Origin of the sequence: Oribacterium sp. HCP28S3_H8 (genome assembly GCF_052064775.1) — a bacterium.
Classification (GTDB): domain Bacteria; phylum Bacillota; class Clostridia; order Lachnospirales; family Lachnospiraceae; genus Oribacterium.
In genome coordinates this window covers 1-20,812 of record NZ_JBQHUZ010000016.1, presented here as the reverse complement: position 1 = coordinate 20,812, position 20,812 = coordinate 1, and the positions used below count along the sequence as shown (strand labels likewise).

At 62.6% G+C, this 20,812-nt stretch carries 30 protein-coding genes; all 30 read right to left on the bottom strand.

Annotated elements, in window-relative coordinates; all coding sequences use genetic code 11:
- On the bottom strand, positions 1-383 hold a 383-nt coding region (locus ACTNEN_RS12840), incomplete at its 3' end, for a hypothetical protein (RefSeq protein WP_441206877.1).
- A 31-nt stretch (positions 384-414) separates the two neighbouring features.
- Positions 415-2,115: a major capsid protein gene (locus ACTNEN_RS12835; protein ID WP_441031765.1), complete on the bottom strand. Its 1,701-nt coding sequence runs from the start codon at positions 2,113-2,115 to the stop codon at positions 415-417.
- A gap of 259 nt (positions 2,116-2,374) precedes the next feature.
- Positions 2,375-4,576 carry a phage head morphogenesis protein gene (locus ACTNEN_RS12830; RefSeq protein WP_441063942.1) on the bottom strand — a complete coding sequence of 734 codons (2,202 nt, stop codon included), beginning with the start codon at positions 4,574-4,576 and terminating at the stop codon, positions 2,375-2,377.
- A complete protein-coding gene (locus ACTNEN_RS12825) occupies positions 4,563-6,014 on the bottom strand; it encodes a hypothetical protein (RefSeq protein WP_441052907.1) in 1,452 nt (483 codons plus the stop codon). Before ACTNEN_RS12825 ends, ACTNEN_RS12830 begins: the two co-directional genes overlap by 14 nt.
- Positions 6,015-6,017: 3 nt before the next feature.
- Positions 6,018-6,329, bottom strand: a complete 312-nt coding sequence (locus ACTNEN_RS12820) for a hypothetical protein (RefSeq protein WP_343095454.1) — start codon at positions 6,327-6,329, stop codon at positions 6,018-6,020.
- A gap of 60 nt (positions 6,330-6,389) precedes the next feature.
- Entirely contained in the window at positions 6,390-6,668 is a 279-nt protein-coding gene (locus ACTNEN_RS12815) for a hypothetical protein (protein ID WP_432490318.1), read from the bottom strand.
- 13 nt (positions 6,669-6,681) lie between these two features.
- Positions 6,682-9,078 (bottom strand): terminase large subunit domain-containing protein, encoded by a 2,397-nt coding sequence (locus ACTNEN_RS12810; RefSeq protein WP_441031759.1) that lies wholly within the window; start codon positions 9,076-9,078, stop codon positions 6,682-6,684.
- A gap of 71 nt (positions 9,079-9,149) precedes the next feature.
- Positions 9,150-9,623 (bottom strand): hypothetical protein, encoded by a 474-nt coding sequence (locus ACTNEN_RS12805; protein ID WP_441031757.1) that lies wholly within the window; start codon positions 9,621-9,623, stop codon positions 9,150-9,152.
- Positions 9,616-10,203, bottom strand: a complete 588-nt coding sequence (gene folE, locus ACTNEN_RS12800) for a GTP cyclohydrolase I (RefSeq protein ID WP_441031755.1) — start codon at positions 10,201-10,203, stop codon at positions 9,616-9,618. The genes ACTNEN_RS12805 and folE overlap by 8 nt, the downstream gene beginning before the upstream one ends.
- Positions 10,204-10,206: 3 nt before the next feature.
- Positions 10,207-11,001, bottom strand: coding sequence for a 7-carboxy-7-deazaguanine synthase QueE (locus ACTNEN_RS12795; RefSeq protein ID WP_441052909.1), 795 nt, complete (start codon positions 10,999-11,001; stop codon positions 10,207-10,209).
- On the bottom strand, positions 10,998-11,576 hold the full coding sequence (locus tag ACTNEN_RS12790) for a 6-carboxytetrahydropterin synthase (RefSeq protein ID WP_441031751.1): 579 nt from the start codon (positions 11,574-11,576) through the stop codon (positions 10,998-11,000). The genes ACTNEN_RS12795 and ACTNEN_RS12790 overlap by 4 nt, the downstream gene beginning before the upstream one ends.
- Before the next feature lie 139 nt (positions 11,577-11,715).
- Positions 11,716-12,171 (bottom strand): hypothetical protein, encoded by a 456-nt coding sequence (locus ACTNEN_RS12785; RefSeq protein WP_441031750.1) that lies wholly within the window; start codon positions 12,169-12,171, stop codon positions 11,716-11,718.
- A complete protein-coding gene (locus ACTNEN_RS12780; RefSeq protein WP_441031748.1) occupies positions 12,168-12,428 on the bottom strand; it encodes a hypothetical protein in 261 nt (86 codons plus the stop codon). The genes ACTNEN_RS12785 and ACTNEN_RS12780 overlap by 4 nt, the downstream gene beginning before the upstream one ends.
- Entirely contained in the window at positions 12,425-12,700 is a 276-nt protein-coding gene (locus tag ACTNEN_RS12775) for a hypothetical protein (RefSeq protein WP_343095450.1), read from the bottom strand. The genes ACTNEN_RS12780 and ACTNEN_RS12775 overlap by 4 nt, the downstream gene beginning before the upstream one ends.
- A complete protein-coding gene (locus tag ACTNEN_RS12770) occupies positions 12,697-13,017 on the bottom strand; it encodes a hypothetical protein (RefSeq protein WP_435546304.1) in 321 nt (106 codons plus the stop codon). Before ACTNEN_RS12770 ends, ACTNEN_RS12775 begins: the two co-directional genes overlap by 4 nt.
- Positions 13,014-13,502, bottom strand: a complete 489-nt coding sequence (locus tag ACTNEN_RS12765; RefSeq protein ID WP_441031747.1) for a hypothetical protein — start codon at positions 13,500-13,502, stop codon at positions 13,014-13,016. Before ACTNEN_RS12765 ends, ACTNEN_RS12770 begins: the two co-directional genes overlap by 4 nt.
- Positions 13,499-13,879 carry a hypothetical protein gene (locus tag ACTNEN_RS12760; protein WP_441031745.1) on the bottom strand — a complete coding sequence of 127 codons (381 nt, stop codon included), beginning with the start codon at positions 13,877-13,879 and terminating at the stop codon, positions 13,499-13,501. The genes ACTNEN_RS12765 and ACTNEN_RS12760 overlap by 4 nt, the downstream gene beginning before the upstream one ends.
- Positions 13,876-14,358 (bottom strand): pentapeptide repeat-containing protein, encoded by a 483-nt coding sequence (locus ACTNEN_RS12755; RefSeq protein WP_441206876.1) that lies wholly within the window; start codon positions 14,356-14,358, stop codon positions 13,876-13,878. The genes ACTNEN_RS12760 and ACTNEN_RS12755 overlap by 4 nt, the downstream gene beginning before the upstream one ends.
- The gene (locus tag ACTNEN_RS12750) at positions 14,355-14,669 is read right to left on the bottom strand and encodes a hypothetical protein (RefSeq protein WP_441206875.1); all 315 of its coding nucleotides are present in this window, start codon (positions 14,667-14,669) and stop codon (positions 14,355-14,357) included. Before ACTNEN_RS12750 ends, ACTNEN_RS12755 begins: the two co-directional genes overlap by 4 nt.
- A 193-nt stretch (positions 14,670-14,862) precedes the next feature.
- The gene (locus tag ACTNEN_RS12745; RefSeq protein WP_441032671.1) at positions 14,863-15,036 is read right to left on the bottom strand and encodes a hypothetical protein; all 174 of its coding nucleotides are present in this window, start codon (positions 15,034-15,036) and stop codon (positions 14,863-14,865) included.
- Positions 15,033-15,890, bottom strand: a complete 858-nt coding sequence (locus tag ACTNEN_RS12740) for a helix-turn-helix domain-containing protein (RefSeq protein WP_441031738.1) — start codon at positions 15,888-15,890, stop codon at positions 15,033-15,035. The genes ACTNEN_RS12745 and ACTNEN_RS12740 overlap by 4 nt, the downstream gene beginning before the upstream one ends.
- 2 nt (positions 15,891-15,892) lie before the next feature.
- Positions 15,893-16,663: a pentapeptide repeat-containing protein gene (locus tag ACTNEN_RS12735; protein WP_441031736.1), complete on the bottom strand. Its 771-nt coding sequence runs from the start codon at positions 16,661-16,663 to the stop codon at positions 15,893-15,895.
- Between the two features lie 45 nt (positions 16,664-16,708).
- Positions 16,709-17,014 (bottom strand): hypothetical protein, encoded by a 306-nt coding sequence (locus tag ACTNEN_RS12730; protein WP_343100140.1) that lies wholly within the window; start codon positions 17,012-17,014, stop codon positions 16,709-16,711.
- A gap of 157 nt (positions 17,015-17,171) precedes the next feature.
- Positions 17,172-17,624: a hypothetical protein gene (locus ACTNEN_RS12725; RefSeq protein WP_441032675.1), complete on the bottom strand. Its 453-nt coding sequence runs from the start codon at positions 17,622-17,624 to the stop codon at positions 17,172-17,174.
- A 15-nt stretch (positions 17,625-17,639) separates the two neighbouring features.
- Entirely contained in the window at positions 17,640-17,924 is a 285-nt protein-coding gene (locus ACTNEN_RS12720; protein ID WP_435546638.1) for a hypothetical protein, read from the bottom strand.
- Positions 17,917-18,348 carry a hypothetical protein gene (locus tag ACTNEN_RS12715; RefSeq protein WP_441031733.1) on the bottom strand — a complete coding sequence of 144 codons (432 nt, stop codon included), beginning with the start codon at positions 18,346-18,348 and terminating at the stop codon, positions 17,917-17,919. Before ACTNEN_RS12715 ends, ACTNEN_RS12720 begins: the two co-directional genes overlap by 8 nt.
- A 20-nt stretch (positions 18,349-18,368) precedes the next feature.
- Positions 18,369-18,551, bottom strand: a complete 183-nt coding sequence (locus tag ACTNEN_RS12710; protein ID WP_428280620.1) for a hypothetical protein — start codon at positions 18,549-18,551, stop codon at positions 18,369-18,371.
- Positions 18,552-18,603: 52 nt separating this feature from the next.
- A complete protein-coding gene (locus ACTNEN_RS12705; RefSeq protein WP_441031730.1) occupies positions 18,604-18,903 on the bottom strand; it encodes a hypothetical protein in 300 nt (99 codons plus the stop codon).
- A 51-nt stretch (positions 18,904-18,954) separates the two neighbouring features.
- Positions 18,955-19,242, bottom strand: a complete 288-nt coding sequence (locus tag ACTNEN_RS12700; RefSeq protein WP_343095466.1) for a hypothetical protein — start codon at positions 19,240-19,242, stop codon at positions 18,955-18,957.
- A 123-nt stretch (positions 19,243-19,365) separates the two neighbouring features.
- Positions 19,366-20,667, bottom strand: a complete 1,302-nt coding sequence (locus ACTNEN_RS12695) for a replicative DNA helicase (RefSeq protein WP_441031727.1) — start codon at positions 20,665-20,667, stop codon at positions 19,366-19,368.
- Positions 20,668-20,812 lie beyond the last annotated feature (145 nt).

The window sequence follows — 20,812 nt, the reverse complement described above, 5'->3', positions numbered from 1 at the left end:
GCGGTGTTCGGCTGATTTTTGAGCAGCGCGGCGAAATGCCGCTCCACATAAATGGGTTCAACCGCCTTAAGTTTCTCCACCGCCCGGGCGGACAACTCCGCTTCGGAAAGACCCACGGCGGCGCACTCTTCCGCAGCCCACACAGCGTTACCGGGGAACTGCATCAACGTTGCGGAATTACCGCCGTGCTTCGGCCCCTGGCCGGGGTTGCACGGCTCCGGCCATAGACCATGACCGCCGATGGATGGGACGCTGACCTCCACCCCGTGAATGACGGGGCGCTCCACGTCCACGAATTGAGCTACCGCGTACAGGCCAGATCGCGACGGGGTCGGCAGCGGGGCGCGTCCGACGAACTGCATCGGCTTCACAACTGTTGCCATGCCGACACCTCCTTTCTACGATCCGGTTAGGTTACTCTGCGGGGACGGCGGGGTTTGTCGCGTGACGCAGGCCAACCTGGCCGTTGATCGCGACGGGGATGGTCAGCTCGCGGGACTCGTAGCCACGCTGGCCCACGGCGAAACCATCCTCCAGGAACATTTCGGTGCGCTGGTTCTTGGACAGGCCAGTGCTGTCGTAGATAGCGCCGAGGTTCACGACGTTCTGGACGGCGGAGAAGAACGTGCCAGCGGGGTACAGCAGCACCTTCACCTCGGCGGGGTAGCCAGCGGATGCCGGGTCGCCGTTGAGCGGCTGGTAATCATCGACCCACTGGAAGCGCACGCCACGGTCCGCGAAGTGCTGGTCGAGGATCTGGTCAGTCACACGCTCCGGGAGGACATCATCGCGGTACGCCAAATCGGCGCGGAGGATGGATCGCAGCCATGCGGGGGCGACACCCTCCAGGGTGGAGGTGCCCAGGCGGAACTTCTGGCGCAGCGTCTCCGCGTGGAGCTCGATGCTGTTCAGCACCGTGCCCGCGGTGCCCAGGGCAGGCACACCCACGGCGACCTTCTTTGACAGGGCGATGACCTTCGCCAGACGGGCGGCGGATAGGCGGTGGAGGTGACCCTTCGTGGCGTTCTCCAGGAACTTCGCGGTCAGCTCCGGCCAGCCGGTGTTAGCCAGCAGATTCGACGTGACACACGTCCACAGGACATCCATGCGGACTTCCTGCATCTCGGCGCAGGGAATCTCGATGCAGTCCTTGGTCTGGCCGCTGATCGCCTGCGCTTCGGTCATGGTGCCGCGGTTGGTGGCGTACAGCGTCGAGAAGTCCGGCTCCACCGGGTAGCGCAAACCACCGCGGGACAGGCTGATCTCCGGGAGGGAGAACAGGTTCGCCGCAGCCGGGGTGGGCAGGAAATCATAAATGGTCTCGGATGGGGCGCACCATCCAGCAGCCGCGACGAGGGAACCGCCGTCAAGGCGGGACTCGTCGGTGGCGTGGTCAATCGCGGCGACCAGGCTCGCCTCGTCGGATGCGACGAGTTCGGTCGGGAGGTCGCGGCGGATGTGTCCGAAGTGAGATTGGGTCTGCTGGCCGACGGTCGTGGCGCGCAGGGCGCGACCGGACGAAATGCCGTTGAACGCTTCCGCGAAGTCGAGGAAGGTTGCTTCGCCGGACTTGAAGTTCGGCGCGGCGGGGTCGAGGGTGAACGGGGTGGTGGACTTTGCTTCGCCCCGGTAACCGGCGGTGGCTCCGCCGTAGCGTCGCTTCACAGCGAACTCCTTCTCGTCAGTATCGGTGTCGTCGGAATCATCCTCGTTGGTGGACTCGCCCGCGTCGTCATCCTCGGACTCGTCGGAGTCGTCGGAATCATCGGTGCTGTCCTGCTCACCGTCGGCCCCTTCGGACTCTTCGGAATCGTCGGAACCACCCTCGTCGCTATCATCCGCGAACGCGGCAGCAGCGGCGGCGGCGCGGTCCCGGCGACCTCGGATAGCGGCCTGGGCATCCGCCTTAGCGGCCTCGGCCTTAGCAGCACGCGCCTGCGTCACGGCTTCCGCGAGCTTCTCCAACGCGGCGACCTGCTCCTCGGTAGGGTTATCGCCCGCGTCGGCGGTCAGCTTATCGTAGACCGCCTTAGCGGCGGTGATGATCTTGTCAATCTCCGCCGGGTCGGTAGGCATGTTCGCCACGGCCTTGAGAATGTCATCCAGCGTGTTCATCTGGTCTCCTTGTCGGTCTCTCGTCCCTCTACGTCGGGAGTGTACAGGGCGACATGCCCCTCACCTCCCACAGTCTAGCTACGGGCTTCGCCCCTATTCGTGATGATCTCCCCACCGCCGTTCCGCGACGCGAACATCACCGCCTGCGTCTTAGACAGGAATGTTTGCTCCTGCACCTGACCATCCGCGTCGGTTGAGCGGACGGTGTACGTCGCCGGGGTGAAGCTTCCTCCGCTGCCACATGCTCCACAAGCCATTGTTAGTCCTCCTTGCTTTCCATGATGTCCCGCACCGCCTGATAGCGGGCGGGCACGTCCGGCTCCACGTCGAAGCCGATGACGCCCTGCGCGGCCTTGAACCGTTCGCGGAGCCCCGGCGCGTGCGCAAGCTCACCGGGGGAGTTCCCTTCGGCGCGGAGGGCGGCGAACACCTCACGCACCGCATCCATAGCAGCCACGCGGGCGGCATCCACCGGGGACAATTCCTCGACAGCGGGAGCAGCCCACCCGGACGCGCACAACGCCAGGGCTTGACCATCCGCGACGTACTCCCGCCGCACGGGGAAGCCCGGGGTGGACACGGACAAGGCAGCGACGAGCTCCAAGCTGTTGCCGACGCGCCGCCAGTCACCAGATAGGGGTGCGGTCGCGGCTTCGCGGAGCTTCGCGGCGGGCGCGTCCTGATTCACCTCACCAGCGACCCAGATGCCGTGCTCGTCCTCACCGGCGCGGACGAACGCCCAACACGACCCGGTCGTGTCGTAATGCTCCGCAGCGGCACGCACACCAGCGCGCACACCAGCATGACCACCACCCACAGTCAGACGGCCCACCGCCACCGGACCATCATCGGTGAGCACCGTGGACTGGTGGAAATGCGCGTACCCAGCCGCCGAACGGGGCGGGGTCACGCACTTACCGGGCTGACCGACGTGACACGTATCCCACAGCGCGAGGTGCCCGAACACACGCCCTTCCGGGGTGACGGTAATCGGAGTCGGCCCGTCCAGGCCAGGGTCAGCGAACGCCGCCGAATCATATTTCGGCAGGTCCAACACCGCACCAGCCGACGCGACCAGGCCGTCGGTATCCACCTCCGACTCGTCGCCGGTGAGTTGAATACCCACGTTTTCGAACGCGGGCTTCGCCACCAACGTCGCCGCCATGATCGTCGCCGAATGCACCTCCAGCCGAGGACCATCCTCCACCTCAAACGTGTCGGCAAGCATGTCGCACAAATCAACCGACGGGCGGATCACGCCCTTCTCCAGCAGGGCGATGACCTTATCCTCATCCGAGAAGATTGTGCCTTCCGCCGTGAACCCGTCCGGGGTGACCTCGCCCCGGTCGATGGTTCCGACGATACGGGACGAGTCGTGGCCCTCGCTCGTCGTTTCCTGCCACAGCAGTGGAAGGGGAAACTTCCGGAACCGGAACTCACCATCGGTCGTGAAAATACGACCATCACCGGTCGGCTCACCCACCGGGGCGAGACGGCCCTTCCACTCCAGGCCCTTCGCGCCACTAGCTGCCAACGCATCCATATCTAACTCCCTGATCTGTCGCTCTACGTCTCTCATACTATTGATCCGCGTCGCCCACGGTATGTCCGCGCCGATTTCATCCTCGACGTAGGTCGCGGTGCAGCGGCACTGGATCGTGTTCTTCGCCGAGCCGTTAGCCCGGTCGCCGGGGTAGCGCAGCAGCTCCCCACCCACCTCGAACGGCTCGTCCACCGGGCGGGTCTGCCCGTCCGCTTCGGCGTGTGCAACCCGCGTCCGCTCGTCATGAGCCGCCGACCACACTTTCACCATCGGGACACCAGCATCGGCGGTCATCGTCGCGGAAGCGTGAACCGCCGCCGTGCGGGCCTGATGAAGCTCCGTCCGGGCGATCCGCTCCGCCCGGCGCATCCACCCCTCATAGCCCCCTTCGGCATCCCACGATAGGAACTGCCTAACCAGCTCCCGCTGCTCGAAACTCCCGCCCGTCCCAGCCTTCGACAAGATACCCTGCATCGTCTGGAACACCGTGTCCTGCATTCCCACCACGAGGTTCTCGGTCGTGCGCATGTAGTCCGCGAACAGGTGCCGCCACGACGGGGATGCGATGATGAAACTGATCTGCGACGGGTCCACACCCGCGAACGTCGCGGGGAACTCCGCGAGAAGGTCAGCGACCGTCGCCGGGCCGGACACACCCGACGGCCAGGGGATAGCCACGTCCGGGGACACGAACCCCGTGTTCGGCGCGTCCGCCGCCGCCGTGGCGATGAACTCCGCACCCAGCGCGGGCATAACGTTCACCGTCACCTCCCCAGCCCATTCCTCACCGGCTGCGGTGATCATATCCACATCCTCCCGGACCGTGGCGATCCACTCCTTCACAGCAGCGGTGACGATACCGACGAGCTCGTCAGTCCCCCGGTTCGGCTCCGCGCTGAAACGACTACGCGCCACCATGATCACCCCCCGCCGTAACGGCCCGCAGCGGGGCACCAACATTCGAGCTAATCGGACGGTCCAACACGTTCTGCGGGAGGTCGAAGCCCAGCACCTCCGCGAGGTAGGGGAACAACGACGGTGCCTTCGTCACCAACCGTTCCGCCAGGGCGCGGCGAGCCACATCCGAGTCCTTGTCGTCCGCGTCGTCCTCGCTGAACCCGAGTTCCCGGCGGAGCGCGGCAGCGGACAACACGCCACGGTCGAACGCATCCAGCGCGGCCTGGGATTTATCCTGCTTCTGCGCCAACGCGGACATATCCGCCGCGACCGCGACACTCCCCGCTTCGCCCTCCGGCATGAACGGGCGCAGCACCGACTCGGTGAGACTGTCGCAAATGACCTCCACAAGCGGGCTAATGTGCTGCCGCAGCGCCGACTCGTCCACCAGGCCAGCGTTCCAGTGCGTCGAGTCGCCCATGCCGAGCAGCACCTCCGGGGGCACATCCAACGACAACGCTAGGCGGCGGATCGCCCGCTCCCGCGTGTCCACCGCCTTCGCTTCGATACCGGTGTCCAACGTCAAGTGACGGAACTGCGCCGCGTGCTCCGACGGAACCTTCACCACGATAGGGGTCACAGCGGCGGGCGAGTCCGGGTCGTCCTGCGCCGACTTCATTGTTGTGTAAAGACTCTTCGAGAACGAGGTCGCGTCGTCCTCTTGGGTCGGCATGGCCGGGCGTGGGGGAAGCCCCGGCGCGTCGGCGGCGCGGGGCGGTCGGCGGCGGGGGAGCTCCGCTTCGGCGGGGACAATCAGAATGCCGTTACCCGACACGCGCGACCGAGCAGCAGCCGCGATGATCCGATCCATCGCCCTGATCTCACGAAGCACCGGAAGAGCCGCCCGCACCGACGACCGCGATTCCGTCGGCTCGTTCGGGGACTTGATCCACACTTTGAACAACGACTCGGTGTCGTCGTTGATGATGTGCTTCTTCTCGCCCAGCTTGATCTCCCACTCGCCACGGATCGTTTTCGACACGTGATTCGTGGGGATCACCAACCACTGTTCCTCGCCCGTGTTGTCGTCGGTGATGATCGCGATGTAGAACTCGCCAACGACGGTGAGCAACGTCGCTGCGTGGCGCAGCAGCTCCGCTGTTCCCTCCGCACCGCCGCCGATATCGCGGACGATCTGCCGAGCCAGGCGGTTATCCGACGGGGAGTTGGTACGCCCAGTGTCGGGGTCCACATCCGCGGCGTACAAGCCCACCCGGGCGGCGGATGATCCGATCCACTGACACACCGCCGATAGCTCGCCGACGGTGTTATACATCTCCCAGGCTTCGGCCTGCCACGCGGTCTTTTTCTTATCGTCCTGAAACCCGCTGCTGTTGCTTTGCGGCACTCCGACTTCCATTTTCTTCACCGATGCGGTGAGACTGTTCAGGATGCCCACGGCTTACTCCCCCTTAGCGGTGTAGGCGGTGAACCCGTTGAGCCACGACATACCTGCGGCCATGCCGGGGATGCCCCACCACGCGGTGACGGGCCAGTCGCCGGGGACGGTGAGCCACGCGACGACGGCGAGGATGATCGCGACCCACACGCCGACGCACCAGGGGCAGTGGACGAAGTACGTCACTTGGGACTCGACTCCCCACCGGCGGAGGACGAAGTCTCGGAATGGCTGGAATATCTGGTCAGCCGTGATTAGCCGGGTGATGCGAGCGCCGAGCAGTGCGGCGCACACGATGATGATGACGTGGGCCATAGGGGGTCACTTCCTCTGATGATGGGTGAATGTAGCTCACGCTTAGACTATCAGCACCGGTCAGCCCACCAGTCCGCGTTGAACGTCGGCTAGGCGGCGGCGGAGTCGCCTATTCTCCGCACGGAGCTCGTCGGTGGTGGCGAGGATGTCCTGCAGCACCTCGAAGCCTTCCTCGTCCATGATCTTGCCGATCCGCCCCCGGTCGGCGGAGGTGAGCCGAGCATCCTCGGTCAGTGGTTTGCCACGGTTCATCCACGCGGCGGCGACGATACGCTTCGCCGTGGGGGACAGATCCGTGAACTTCATCTGTTCCCACAAGCCGATCGTGTAGTGCGCCATGATCTCTCCCTACCTACCACTCGCCGGGGAAGGCGATGCTTGTGGTGACACCGATTGTTTTCTGGATGTGTTCGTACCCATTGACCATCGCATCTACCCGGTCGGGTGATGCCTGGCCTTGTTGCCATGTTCTCATTTGGTTCTCCAGCACGCGGTGCTCGCCGAGCATCCGCAGCCTGCCGGTTTGCGATGCCTGCCGGGCACCAGCCGCGCGGGCGGTCTTATCGCCCCTGGCTCGCCACGGAACCAGCCGGAACGGCATCCTATCCTCCACAGGCACCAAATCGAGAATGCCCAATGTTTCCTGCATCGCGCCGAGCCCATCGCCGCCACGCCCCTCGTCATGCCATAGTTGAGCAGCCGCGACGGTATCCCCGCCGGTCTGGCGGAGCAGTTCCGCCTGCCGGTGAATATCATGCCACGCGTTCTCCAGCACCGCCCGGTAAGTCGCCTCCGCCGTGAACGCCTCGTACACGATGTCGCCCGCCCCGGTGCTGATCGCGAGCGACACCGCTTCCTTCGACCACGTCGCCGAGGTCATCGGGGCCGAGTGGTCTTCCTCCACGATTACGTTGCCGTAGTCGTCCCAGCCCATGATTAGGATGCCCGCTTCGTCGCCCGTGCCGGAGTCCGAGGGGTCTACCGACACCACACGCCCGATGATGTCCGACGACTGGCAGCGGTGCTTGTTCAGATCCTCGGCCGCGAACAAACCTCCGGTGGTGGGGGTCGGCACGCCCTGATATAGGGCTGTCCACACGCGCTCGCCGACGCTCCGCCGGATCGTCTCGAAGTCCCTGCGGGAACGACCACGCGCCGACACCAACGCTTCGCCCGGTTGTCTACCGAGCGCATCGGGCACACCTTCCTCCGCCACCGCGGGAATGTTCACCACCCGCCATAGACGGTTCTCCGGAGTCTGTCTTAAATCATGTTGGATCAACCGCCCGGCGAGGTCGTCCTCATGCCAGCGGGTGTTATGGCTCACGAGCCCGTTGGCGATGAAGTTCTCCGTCCGGTCGATCTGCACATCGAACACGTCCTCCACCCCGCAGGGGGTGATGGACTCCACCTCGTCAGGAGTGACGTTGTAGGTAGTCAGCGGACCGTCGGAGGACGTCTGGTGACTTCCCGTACCCGACGGCGAGGTTGCAGTCGTTGCAGAGCAGGCCACGGACTCGACCGGTCTCGTGGTCGTGGTCGATGCACAGCTTCCCGTCCCAGTGGGCGCGAGTGTTCCCGGGCGTAGGGTACTCGCCGCAGACCGCGCACCGTCCCCCTTGCTGTTGCAGGAGTGCGTTGTACTCGTCGGCAGTGATTCCGTATCGGTGCTTGACTCGGGCGGCTCTACGGGATTCCGGGTTGGCAGACGGGGGCCGGTGTCCGTCTGCCCACCGTTTCCGGTTGTAGTGGGACATGCACATGCCCTTGCATTTCGCGGGCTTGTCACACCCTTCTGCGGAGCAGGTGACTCCTCGCCACTTTCCCCAGTAGCCCTCCGGATGATGTCGCCCGGCTTCAGGTCTCTTAGTCTCGTCCATGTTTCGTTGCCGTCCTTCACGGTCAGGAAGGGGTGCCGTGCGTTTGCGCGGACTTCTACACCCGATTTCATTCTAATCCGGTAGATGGAATCAGGGCCATTGTTTCGCCAGTTTTTCACCGTGGAGGTAGTCAACCGTCCCCCCTCATACGTCGCCACCTCATCACCCGGTCGAATATCCCGCAGTGGTCGCTCGCTCCCGTCCGCCATGAGGACGGGAGTGTCCCCCGTCATGCACATGATCAGGATCACAGCAGCGCCGGGGGCGAGACGAGTCTGCGCCACCGAAGTCCACCACTCCCAGACTTTCTCCCGCTCGCGGGCGGAGTCGGCCTGTTGCTGGTTCTTGAACGGGTCGTCAATCAGCAACACATCAGCCGCCCTACCCGTCAGGGAACCGGACACGCCGGATGCGTACACGCCGCCCTGCGCCCCGAGGACCGACCACGATGTCGCCTGCCGGTGGTTCGGGTTCAGCGCCAGGCCAAGGCGGTCAGGCATCGCCGCGCCCGACAGTGGATCAATAGCCCCCGAACCGTACTGGGCGATGATCTCACGCGAAGCCATGGCGTTACGACGAGCCAGCGAAGCCGCATACGATGCCACGACGATACGGGAATCGGGGTTCCGCATCAGCGCCCAGATGGGTGTCCAGATTGCCACGCGGGTTGATTTGCCTTCCTGCGGCGGCATGGTGATGATCAGCCGACCACCATCGCGGAGGGCTTTAGCGATTTCCTTGTCGATCAGCTCCAGGGCCGGGGTCTGTCGCATCTTCCGGTCCACGCTCATAGCCAACTCGCCGGGCGTGCGGAACCTCATGCGGTTGTTCTTGTTCCGCAGGGCGGTGACGGCGCGGCGCATCGCCATGATCCGCGCTTCTCCACTTAGCCGGTCGAATGCTCCGAGAATCTCCGACCGGGTTGGCTCTCGAACCACCGTTACACCTCCGACTCCGACTCCGTGTCGTGTTCCTCATCCTCCCGCGCGGCCCGGCGGAAGTCCTCCAGGAACTCCTCGACCAACTGATCAGCCAACGCCTCTTCCTCCTTGCTGACCGTGATTTCATGCTGCTGCGGCATGTCCAGCCCCATCATGCGACACCGACGCTCCGAGATGCGGATAGCGGTATTAATCGCGGGCACATCGCCCTTGTTGATGTCGGCCTGGAGTTTCAACTCGTAGTGGTCTAGCTTCCGGCCCTCGATGACACGCAGCTGCGCCGCCTCGTGCTTCGGTGTCTCTTTAAGGTAGGTGTCAATCTTGCCCCACACAGTCCGAGCGGTCAGGCCGAACTCACGACCGATCGCCTCATAGGACGCGCCCATTCGGCGTAGGCGGAGCATCTCTTCGATTTCCTGCAGCCGTTCTTCCTCGGTCATGCCGACGCGCGGGCCGGGGCGTTTCTTAGCCACGGCGACCACCGCCCACGTGCGCCGCCCAGAACGCATCCACATCCGCGCTGTCCCGCACTCCCCACTCGTTGAACGTCATGGTGTCGGAGCACTCGTCGCGGACTCCGCGGAGGGTCATACACCCATAATCGGCGGTGATTGCGCACGCGACCCACAGCGGGTTCAGCCGATCGGCGATAGCGTCCACGACTTGCGCGGTGATGTTCTCTTGGACTTGGAGCCGACGCGCGTACCCGTCCACCAGTCGGTTGATCTTCGACAGGCCGACGACCCGCTCGCCGGGGCGGGGCCGGTACGCGACCGTCGCCGTGCCGGTGATGGGCAACAGGTGGTGGGCACAGGTTGATTGCATGCGGATGTTCCGAACCACCACCAGCCCCGGGTTCTGGGGGGCGGTGAATGTCGTGGCGAGGTGATCCGCCGGGTTCTCCGTGTACCCGCCGAGCACATCCGCCCATGCTTTCGCCACGCGGTGCGGTGTGTTGTCGGTGTGGTCGCCCTCGTCAATGTTGAAGGCTGCGAGCAGCCCACTGATCGCGGACTCTGCCGCCATGATCTGATCCTCGGTGTAACTGTGCATAATCTAGTGTCCTTTGCTGTCGCCCCACGCGAGGGCGTGGAGTCGGTGCGAAACGTTGATTCCCTGCTCGGCTGCTGCGTCGCATATCGCGGTGAACCGGCGGGCCAGCAGCTCCGGGGTCGCGCCCTCCGGCATGACCCACACATCCCCACGGTCGCAGCCGTGCTCTAACGACAGATCAACCGCCCGCGTAACAGCTTCGGGAACGTCCTCGTCCCGGCCCACGTCGATAACCCACTTGAAGCAGAACGGGGTCTCCCACGTATCCCACTGCCCGAGGGTGGGGTTATGGTGCTGGTTCCGCATCGGAGCGCCGAGCTTCGGGGACACGGTGATGTGGTCAAACAATGGGGCGAGCTCATGGGGAACAATCGTGCCGTTCGTCTCCACATGCACCTCGCACCCGTGATTCTTCAACCGGACGAGCAGCGCCCTAAACCCGGCGCGGCGTGCGTGCATCAGCGGCTCCCCACCGGTGAGCACCACCATCGCTCCGTGGGGGATCTGCGCAACCACATCGTCCACCATCACCCGGGGAACGGTTGAAAGCGGGATGCCGTGCTGCCCCGTCGAATACGGGGTGTCGCACCACGAGCAGGATAGGTTGCAGCCGCCCAGGCGGATGAAGTGGCACGTCCGCCCGGCGTGCGGTCCCTCGCCTTGAATTGTCGGGCCGAACACTTCCGACACGGGTAGGCGCTCCACATTCGCTTCGGGATGCTGGTCGAGCCAGTCGAGCATTGCGGTCATGTAGTCGTAGTCCATCACAGCGTTCCCTTCGGTCGGTACGTCGCTCACGTCTTCGGAGTCTCCGACCACGACACCGCTATGGCGGGGAGCCCCATGTTCCGCGCGGTCTCGTACAGCAACCGGGTCATGTTCTCCGCTGTTGGGTTGAAGCCCACCCGGTCGTTCAGGTGCTGGTGGTCGAACTTCTCGTCCAACCACGCGCCGAAGCCCGCGAGAGCACGGTAGTCCAGGACGAAGCCAACGTCGTCCAACTCGTCGCCCAGGGTTTCCAACAAGGCCAGCAGCTCCTCGTTATCGTACGAGCCAATGTCTGCCGTGCGGTTATCCGCCAGGACGATCCGCGTTGCCTGATCCTCGTCCACGTCCACGACGTAGCAGTCCAACTCCGCGAAGTCCGACACCCCCTCTTCCGCCAAATCACGCGCCGCCATTAACGTGTGATTCCCAGCCAACACCTCCATCGGACGGCCCGTATGCGTCCCCCGGTTCACAACGATGGGTCGGAACTGCCCATTGACGCGCAGGGAGTCGGCGGTCGCTTGGACGTCGCCGCGGCGTGGGTTCTTGTGGTGGGTGTGGAGTTGGTTGGTGGGGATGGTTTGTGTGTGTCCGAGTTTTGTCATGGTTTGATGTTATCTTAATTTTTTGTTGTTTTGGTTTGTTGTTTTTTTGGGTGGGTATGGGTGAACCCCCGCGAGGTTTTGCCGAACCTTGTCGCGGGGGTTCTTGGTGATGGACTTGGTATCTCTCTGATGTGCCCCTTTATGGTGGGTCCTTGCGTTGCAGCGCGTTGGTGGACTCACCTGTGTGTGATTGTAGCAGGTGTGGTTGTGGTGTCTCTTCTGGTTGTCCGACGAGGCGGCGGACGATGCGGGCGGTAGGGTCTGATTGCTGCGCGATCTCGACTCCGTCACGAGCGCTGTCGAGACTCTGGCACCACATCGTCAATCGGCATCCGTTTGGATGGTCGATGTGGTTGCACTGTAAGTTTTCTCGATCGATGCCGTACTCCCACTGCATTCCGGCGATTTGCTCGGCCATGACCGGGGCGGCTGCGACTAGGGGTGCGATGTCTTCGTCGTAGACGATGGCGGGGCCTGCGTACCAGGCATCCTCGTAGTCATCCCATGGGTCGAAGACGGGCACTTGGCCGATTTCCCACGGGCGGGGGTAGTCGTCGCAGCTGAGGGTCTTTGCTTGGTCTGGCGTGATGGTCATTCTGTTTCCTGCTCTTCCATGCGGTTGAGGGCGAGGGCGAGGAAGGCGCGCCCCAAGTCTGCGAGGCGTTCCGGGGTGCTGTCTGTGTACAACTCGGCGACGATGTTTTGGTCTGCTTGTGGGGTTTCGGCGATCCAGCCGGATACGGCTGCGGCCTTGTGGAGGTCGGCTGTGGACACGGGGTGGCCCTCGACGATGTCGTGGAGGATGCGGGAGGTGTGGGCGATGATGTTGAGCCAGTCGGTGTTGGCGGTCATTTGAGGTCTTTCAGTAGGTCGTTGGGGACGCAGCCGCTTAGGCCGTGTGGGTTCTCTTCGGCGTACACCTCGGTTTGCCCTGGCGGGCATTGCAGTGTATCTGTCGTGTATGCCAGGCATCCGCCGAAGCTTCCTAGTATTAGAGCCCCGGCTATGGCGGCGGTGATGGTGATGCGTAGGATGCGGGATCGGCGCTCGTCCCAGGTCGCTGCGGTTCCGATTGCGATTCCCGCTCCGATGCCGATGAGCGTGCCGTAAATTGCGAAGCTCATTCGACTACCTCCGGTTTGGATACGAGTCTGCGGACGATGCGGTATTCTGCCCAATCTGGCGGTGGCGCTATCCGTCGCGCTTCTTCTTCGCTGTTGAACCAGCCGACCTCGAATGTGTGCGCTGGCGTGTTGAATGGCGGCTCCGGTCGCCTACGGTTGCCCCATCCGGTGTAGTGTTTCCAGGCTCCGTTGAGGTGGGCTTGCGGGGCGTACTCCCACTGCATCCCGGCGATAGTGCGGTAGGCGCGGCGCTCGATTCGGTTAGCGTCCGGTTTCTGTTCCAGGCGTGCGCGTGCCTGTTTGGGTGTGATGGTCATGATTGATCCTTTGCGAGGTTGTAGATGTGCCCGGCTGGGCGGGGTACGAGCTGCGCAGCGCCGCGCTGCTCGAGGATCGTGATGGGCGACTGTAGTCGGGCGTAGACGCGCCACCCACGGTCGCCGTGGTGGTGGGCAAGGTCCTTGAATGCTTCGGCGGCTTCGTATGTGGATTTGGGGATGGTTACCCGGCTGCGTTCTGGTTGACCACCCCGGGTGCGGGGCAACCACAGCTCGGCGCGGTACGCGGGCATGAGGTCGCCGTCCGGGGCGATGGGGCCATCTACTGGCTCCCATGGGGTCACTTGGCGGGACATGAGCGCCGTGAGCCGATCGGACGGTCCGCCTACGATGTCGGCGTAGATTTCGCGGGCTTCCTGCTCGTCTGTGTACCAATGCCAGTACTCCGGCGACTGCCACTGGAGGTTCCCGTCCTGGTCGACACCAAGCGCCGTCGTGGCTCGATACTCGGTGTAGATAGTCACTCGATTTCCTCCCAGTCGCTCACCCAGCGGCGGACTCGGGTGCCGGGCGGGAAGGCGACTTTCTCAATGCCCTCGAAATAGACTCGACTACGCCCGTCGGCGGTGTATTCCTCCGGGTCGGCCACCACGGGCGTGCCGTCCGGGGTCCAAGCACGGGGCAGATCGAAACGGGGGGTTACTGCTGTTGCGGGCACGCCTTCTAGCAATTCGCCGTCTACGGGGTCAAGCAGCACCACCAGTGTCTGCTTGTATTGCTCGGAGTAATAGGCACTAACCACGATCCAGGCTTCTATGGATAAGTCGCACCACATACCCCGGCATTGTTCGAGCTCTTCGGATGTCATGTCCGCAAGCGTGCGGGGTTGTTTGTCGGTCATTGGTTGTTCTCCTTGTCTGTCCACTTTTCGGCGAGTGTGGGGATAATGTCTTCGTGGTCTTGCATGTGGAGGTCGCATAGGGTAAGCGCGGCTTCGATGTAGGGTCGGCGGCGGGTGATTTCGTCGCCTTCGGCTTCTGGCCAGCCTTGGTCCTTTGCGATGAGGTCGCGTAGTTGGTCGGGGGTGCCGTTCCAGCAGCCGAGGGTTATTCGCCAGCCTTCGGGGGTGGGGGTGAGGTGGAGGGTGCCGCTGGGTAGGTGGTTGATTTCTAGTCCGCCCCATCTAGCGTAGTGCAGGTTAGCGCCGTACAGGTCAGCGCCGTACAGGTTAGCGCCGCTCAGGTCAGCGCCGTACAGGTCAGCGCCGCGCAGGTCAGCGCCGTACAGGTCAGCGTAGTGCAGGCTAGCGCCGCGCAGGTCCGGGAGCTTATTGTCCTCTCGTGCGCTTTTCACAATGTCAAGCACTTCTTCACGATTCATTTCTGGTTCCTCTCCTGGTGGTGAGCAGTAGCAAGTAGGGCGAGGGCGATGGTCTTTACCGAGCTGGGAGTGATGTCTATTTGTTCTATTTCCCGTGGGCCGTAGAAGGTCCCGCCGTATTCGGTGCTCGTGACGATGACCTCTTCGACCTTGCGCTGTGGTCGGTACGGCGGGAGTGTGATGGTGATGGTGCGGGCGATTTCGTCGGAGTGGTGAATGGCTTGGGCGTGGGTGCGGAAGTTGGTGGCGGTGCCGTCTGGTTCGTGGACGGTCCAGCGGCCGAAGCCTCCTCGGCGGATTGTGGGTCTCATGAGAAATCTTTCAGGGTTATCCAGGATGTGAGAGCCATCCCAGCGGAAAACATGGTTAGTAAGTTGAGGTCATCGTGGAGGTCGGCACCGCTGCATACTGTCTCGGCGATGATCGCCAAGGCAATGGTGAACACGAGGTGCACCGCGAACCTGGAGCGGTACCGCACGCGGAGTTTGCGAGGGTCGAGGTACGTCACTTTCCACACCTGGCCTTCACGGCGCGGGCGATGACGTTCGCGAGCATCGCGGTGGCGAGCTCGGCGGATGCTGTGTGAGTCTTGGTCCCGGGCTGTGCCTTCACGGCGATAATCGCCGCCGTAGTAGCGATGGTGATGTAGGTGGCCATTCGGTGTCGGTTGATGCTCATTGCTTGTCTTCCTGTTCTGGTTGGTGATTCATGATTCGGATGTACGTGCGCTCCTGGATGGACTTCACCCGCCCGGTAAGGTATGTACGGACCCGGCTCCCGTCCCACCCGAGATGCCGCGCCGCTTCGGCCATGCTGCCGTAGTGTGCGACGAGTTCTCGGAGCTTCGCGAGCAGCTGGTCATCCACCGGGATGCGGGTCTTGTCGATGTTTCCCGGGTTGTCGTCGCCCAGGGGCGGGCGGTCGCGGTGCTCGTTGGGGTCGTCGATGTTGTCCCACTCCATCGGGAGCGCCCAGCCCTGTCTCGCGACGCGGTAGTGCGGTTTCTTCACCGGGAGGGACGATAGACGGCTGTAGGTGTCGCGCAGGCTGATCGCCGTGCGTCGCTGGACCGTGGGCCACCTCTCATGCTGGATGTGGAGGATCGTGGGGAGCGATAGGCCGCTGTCGGTGGCGATGTCGCTGACCGTCCACCCGGCGGCGCGGAGGGCGCGGATACGCCGGGCGAGCTGCCACGTGCTGATCTTCTGAATGGACCGGCTCGGCGGGGTTCCCAGGACCGCGTTGTGTGTGCGCTGCTGGATCGCCGTGGTGTTCTCGTTGAGGATGCGGTCCACGGTCTCGGTGGATAGACCGGATGCGGTCGCGACTCCCGTCCGGGTCGAGCCGGTCTGTAGTAGCCAGTTGATATGGTTGCAGGCCATGACGGGCGAGACTTTGTGGTGAACCGCGCCGTGGAGGTAGGCGTGCTTCTTGCAGTACCCGACTTCGCGTAGGGCGTGGTTCGGGCACTTGGGTGATGCGCAAATGTCGGCATGGGGCGGCTGTTCGGGAGTGGCCTTCTTGGCTTCCATAATCACTGCTCCTTCCATTTGGACACTGTTGTTTCGAGATCATCCGCGTACGACAGGTGGTGTGCTGCGGCGAGCTGGTGAATACCCTCAACCGCGGCAGTTTTCGCCGGTTCCTCCTTGAACGTCAGTTCCGCGAACTCGTCCAGTGTGAGGTGCTTCCCGAGCGCGTCTACCACCAGACCGCGGCCCGTCGGCATCAGGTACACCGTGCCCAGGGGCGTGTTGGAAAGCACCGAGCCGCACCACGACAGTCCGGACAGGTTCGAGTCCGTGAGGTTCGTCATCGTGAAGTTCGCATACGTCGCGCTGGAGTTGCGGAAGTTGCACTTGATAAATCCTGCTTTTTTGAGGTTCGCGAGGGTCATGGTCGCGCCGTACAGCTCGCAGTCGAAGAACATGGTGTTCTCCAGATTCGTGTTGATGAACACGGTGGTTTGGAGGGTGCAGCCCTCAAACTGACTTCCGGTGAAGTCCGCGCGGAGCGCGTCGAGCCCCCGGAAGTAGCAGTCCTTGAAATCGTTCTCGCGCATCTCCGCGTCGGTGGCTCCGAGGAACTCGAATCGGCATTCGGTGAAGGCGGTGCGGGTGAACCCGCCGTCGGCTAGGTCGTTTCCGTAGAAGGTGCAGTCGACAAACTCGCCGCCGGTGATGGTGATGTCTCCGAGGTTCACGTCGGTGATGGTGTAGCCCTGGAGGGTGAAGGTCCCATCGGTGAGCCGTGCTTTCTTGATTGCTTGGTTGAATTGAACAAGCCCGTCGATGACTTGTTTCATGGTGGTGCCTTTCTGTGGGTGGCCCGCCCCGGATGGGGCTTTGGGTTAGTGGATGATGATTTCTTCGCCGGTTGCGGTGTCGAAGAACGCATCGTCGATTTCTGGGTCGAGCTTCAACTCGGCCATGCGGTCGTTGATGGTCCAATCGGTGCCGTCGGCGTTGGTGATGTCGAGGATGGTTCCGAGTACGGTGTAGGTATTCACCCCGTTCTTCTCAACGATGGTTCCGCGTTCTGGGTTGTTTGGGTCGGTGCTCCACTTGATTTGTGCTTTGGTGCCGTGGAGTCGGCGGGCGATGGTCCAGGGGGTGTGTCCTCGGTAGGTTCCGGTCTTGGTAACCATGGTGATCATTGTGGGCTGTCCTTTCTGTGGTGGTGGTTAAGGTGTTTCCTTAACCTGTAACTATAGTATATACCATCTAGTCATGTCGTACAAGTTATTTTGCAACTTTTTTTAAAAAACTTTGACATTTTTTCGCGACCATCAAACACGCAGGTCACGCACACAATTATGCAAACACCTCCCGACCGAACAGCAGCATTTGCAGCACATCATCCGCCTGCGCCGAGTCCGAACACATCCCATACAGACCCTCGTAGTCCCGGTCAGTCAACCGCTGGTTAAACTCGTCCACGAACCGCCCCTCACCCGGCAGACTAATCTCGTTGAGCCGCTCAAATAGCCGCTCGAAAGTCACCACGACAGTCCGGTCCACAAGCTCGAACCGCACCGTGTTCTCGTCCTCCATTGTCACCAGCTCCCACCACGACCAGTAGACCCCGGTGGAAATCAGCGACTCCAGCAGTAGGCGGGCATACACGTCACCCAGCATGTCGATGGTCCCGACCGCCATTCCATCGGCGATATGCTCGGCGTGCCACCGAACCAGCTCGTCCTCGTCGCGCTTATCGCTCGTCATCGTCGCGAGGGTCGTTATATAGGGCAGTTTCGGCAGTTTCATTGTGATCAGTCCTTCCTAGAACTTGTTGGTCTTCCTGTATTGCATCTTCTCGATCGTGGACAAGCGGCTCCACATCCATTCGCGGGCGGGGCGCTGCGTCTTGTCCGTCTCCGGGTGCGCGAGCATGATGTGTCGGAGCTCGACGGCGCACTGCGGCCACCGCTCGAATGGCGCGTGGCACAACTCGCTCAACACATCCACCATGCGGCTCCGCAGCACGCCAGGGTCATCTGGCGGGTTCATCAGGACGGTGCGGAGCTCGTCGCGGGCGCGGGACTCCGCGGGGTGCGGGCTAGTCATCCTCGCCCCCATTCCGCTCGTCCTCTGCCCGGTGGTGCGCGATAGCCGCGACCAGGATCGCCAGCAGCTCCGGGCCAGCGACGTGGAACTCGTCCTCCGCTTCCTTGATCGCCCAGCTAACCGTCTCCGCGAGCATCGCCAGCAACTCGCTCGGGCTCGTGGTGGTCCAGTGGATAGACCCAGTAGACTCGTCTGCGGACATATCCAGGTGATAGGTCATGACCAGCGACGGGCCAACGTTCGCGGCCATAGCGCGCTCGCGGTCGTTGCGTACCCACTGGCCGTTCAGCATCTCGCCCACGATGATCGTCGCGAGGTCCTTCGCCGGGGCGTTCTTGTTCTCGTCGCGTCCGATGATCTCCGCGATGATGTCGCGAAGCTCGTTCGCGCGGGGAGCGGGTTTGGTGGTGATTTTCTTGCTCATGGTGGTATGTCCTCCCTCTCTTAGTTCATCCACAGTGGGCTGAACCAGTGGAACAGCAACCAGCCGAACGTGCCGCCGATGATGATTAGGGCGATGAACACGACCCAGTCCATGATGGTGACGGGTTCGTCGTAGTAGTCGTCTATCAGTTCGTAGTCGTAGCTGCTGGTGTGTCGATCTTCTGCGCGGTGCTTACCGGCCATGATGTTTTCCTTTCTGGAGTCCCGCCCCGGGGGGGCGGGGATGAATGGGGGGTTAGTCGTCTTGCATGATGGACTCGAACATGCGGGCGATGGTTTTGACCATTTGCACGTTATTGAGGTGTGTGTCGATGTCCTGGAGTGGGGTGTCGAGGATGTGGAACTCGATGGTCTTGGTGAAGTTCTTGACGGTCATCTCGATTCGTGTGTTGTCGATGTTCCGGCACGCGATGCGCCACATGACCGGCGGTTCGCCTGGTTCCATGTAGTCGGGGTCTAGCTCTTCGCGAATGAGGACGTAGCCGTAGGTTTCGAATGTTGCGACGTTGTCGAACTTGTCGATCTCGATGGTCATGGTGTGCTTCTTACTGTGTTCCCGCCCCGGGGGGCGGGGTGAGTGGAGGGGTTAGTTGGTGGCGATGATCTGCTGGAAGGCTTCGGCGATCTGCTTCACGTTTTGCAGTTCTTCGATCAGCTTGTCCATGTCCTCGACCTTTGCGGTGGTGCTGGCTGCTGCGTAGCGCAGTTCGTTGGTTGCGAGGTCGATGTGGAGGGTGCAGTTGGTGTTGAAGTTGCTGGTTACCCGCCATTCGACGCTGCCGTTGTCGTAGGTGTTCTTGGTGAGGGTGTGGTCTCCGGCGGTCCAGTTGGTCTGGTTCTCGGTGGTGGTCTTTTCGATGATGATGGTGCTCATTGTTTCTGCCTTTCTGGTGGTTGGTTACGGGCCTTTCCCTTAACCTGTAACTATAGTATAGGTGATATGGTGGTGTAAGTCAAGTAAAAAACGAAAAACACTTAAACTTTTTTCCGAACCGCCCTACTGATACCCGCCCGGCGACCACTTCTGATCCATGAACCGGCAGTAATGCAGCACCGGCGTAAGCTCCACGCTTCCCAGCTGACCACTGCGGTTCTTCGCCAGATCAACCGTCAAATCACCACCATCACTCCGCGACAGCAACAGGACCTTATCCGCGTCCTGCTCCAGCGCGCCCGACTCACGGAGGTGGTGCAGCCGCGGCGCGCCATTCATCTCCGCCTGCCGGGACAACTGCACGACCACCACAACCGGACAGTCCAGTTCCTTCGCGAGCATTTTCAGCGCCCGGCTGTACTGCGCAATCTCAATCTGCCGCGACTCAACCTTTCCCACAGCGCTAATCAATCCGATGTAGTCCACGACCATCAACCCCAGGGGGCGCTCGCGAGCTAACCGCCGAGCCTTCGCCCGAATCTCCGCCATTGTGATCCCCGGCGCATCATCCACCCACAAGTGAAGGTTGCTCATATCGTCGGCGTGATCCGCGAGCCGCTGCGCTTCATCATCCATCAGCGTCGAGTGCGTGAACCGCCCGAGGTCGATGGAGCACTCGGCGCTGATCGCCCGTGCTGTCACTTCCTGCTTGCTCATTTCTAGGGAGAACATCAACGCCGCCCGGTCGGTGCGGGCGACGTTGCGGGCGAAGTCCAGGGCGAGGGTCGATTTACCGATACCGGGCCGGGCCGCGACGATGATCATTTGCCCCGCCCTGAGCCCGCCCGTGATGGAGTCCAGGGACTCGAAGCCCGACCATGTGATCCGCCCGGTGTCCTGTCGGTAGTAGTCCCGCGTCGCTTCGAGCATGTCGCCCACCATTGACGGGGCATCGGACACGCTGACCGTCCCTAGGTTGTCGAGCTCGGCGCGGGCCTGCTCCACAACCTCGATCGGTTCGACTTCGGGCGATTCCGATAGCTGCTTGATCTTCGCCGCGGCGGCGTACGATTCCCGGCGTAGGTAACCCGCCCGCACGCGCTCGGCGTGGTACATCGCGGAAATCGGAGTTGGGGCCTTTGAGATCAGGTCGAAGATCAGTTGGGCGACATCTCCGATCGTTCGCCCGGAAGCGGCGTTGATCCGGTCGGCGAGGAACACAGGGTCAATCTGCGCCCCCTCCGCTTCCATCTGCTCGATTGTCTCGAAAACGAGTTGGTGATCCGGGCGGTAGAACATCTGCCGGTTCATACCCGAGGACAGAATCTCGGCGGTAGCATCGCGCGACTGGATCATCGCGCCGAGGACGAACATTTCCGACTCAACCGGTGTGAAAACGTTGTCCGATTTACTTGTCCGCTGCATTCGTGTCCTCGCTTCCGGTGGTGGTGATTTCGAGCCACATTCGCGGCTTCTGGCCTTTCTCGTGGTGATGGATCCTGGGCATGATCTTGGTCATGTACTCGCTCGTATCGTCCGGGACGATGCCCGCTGTCTCTTATACACATCT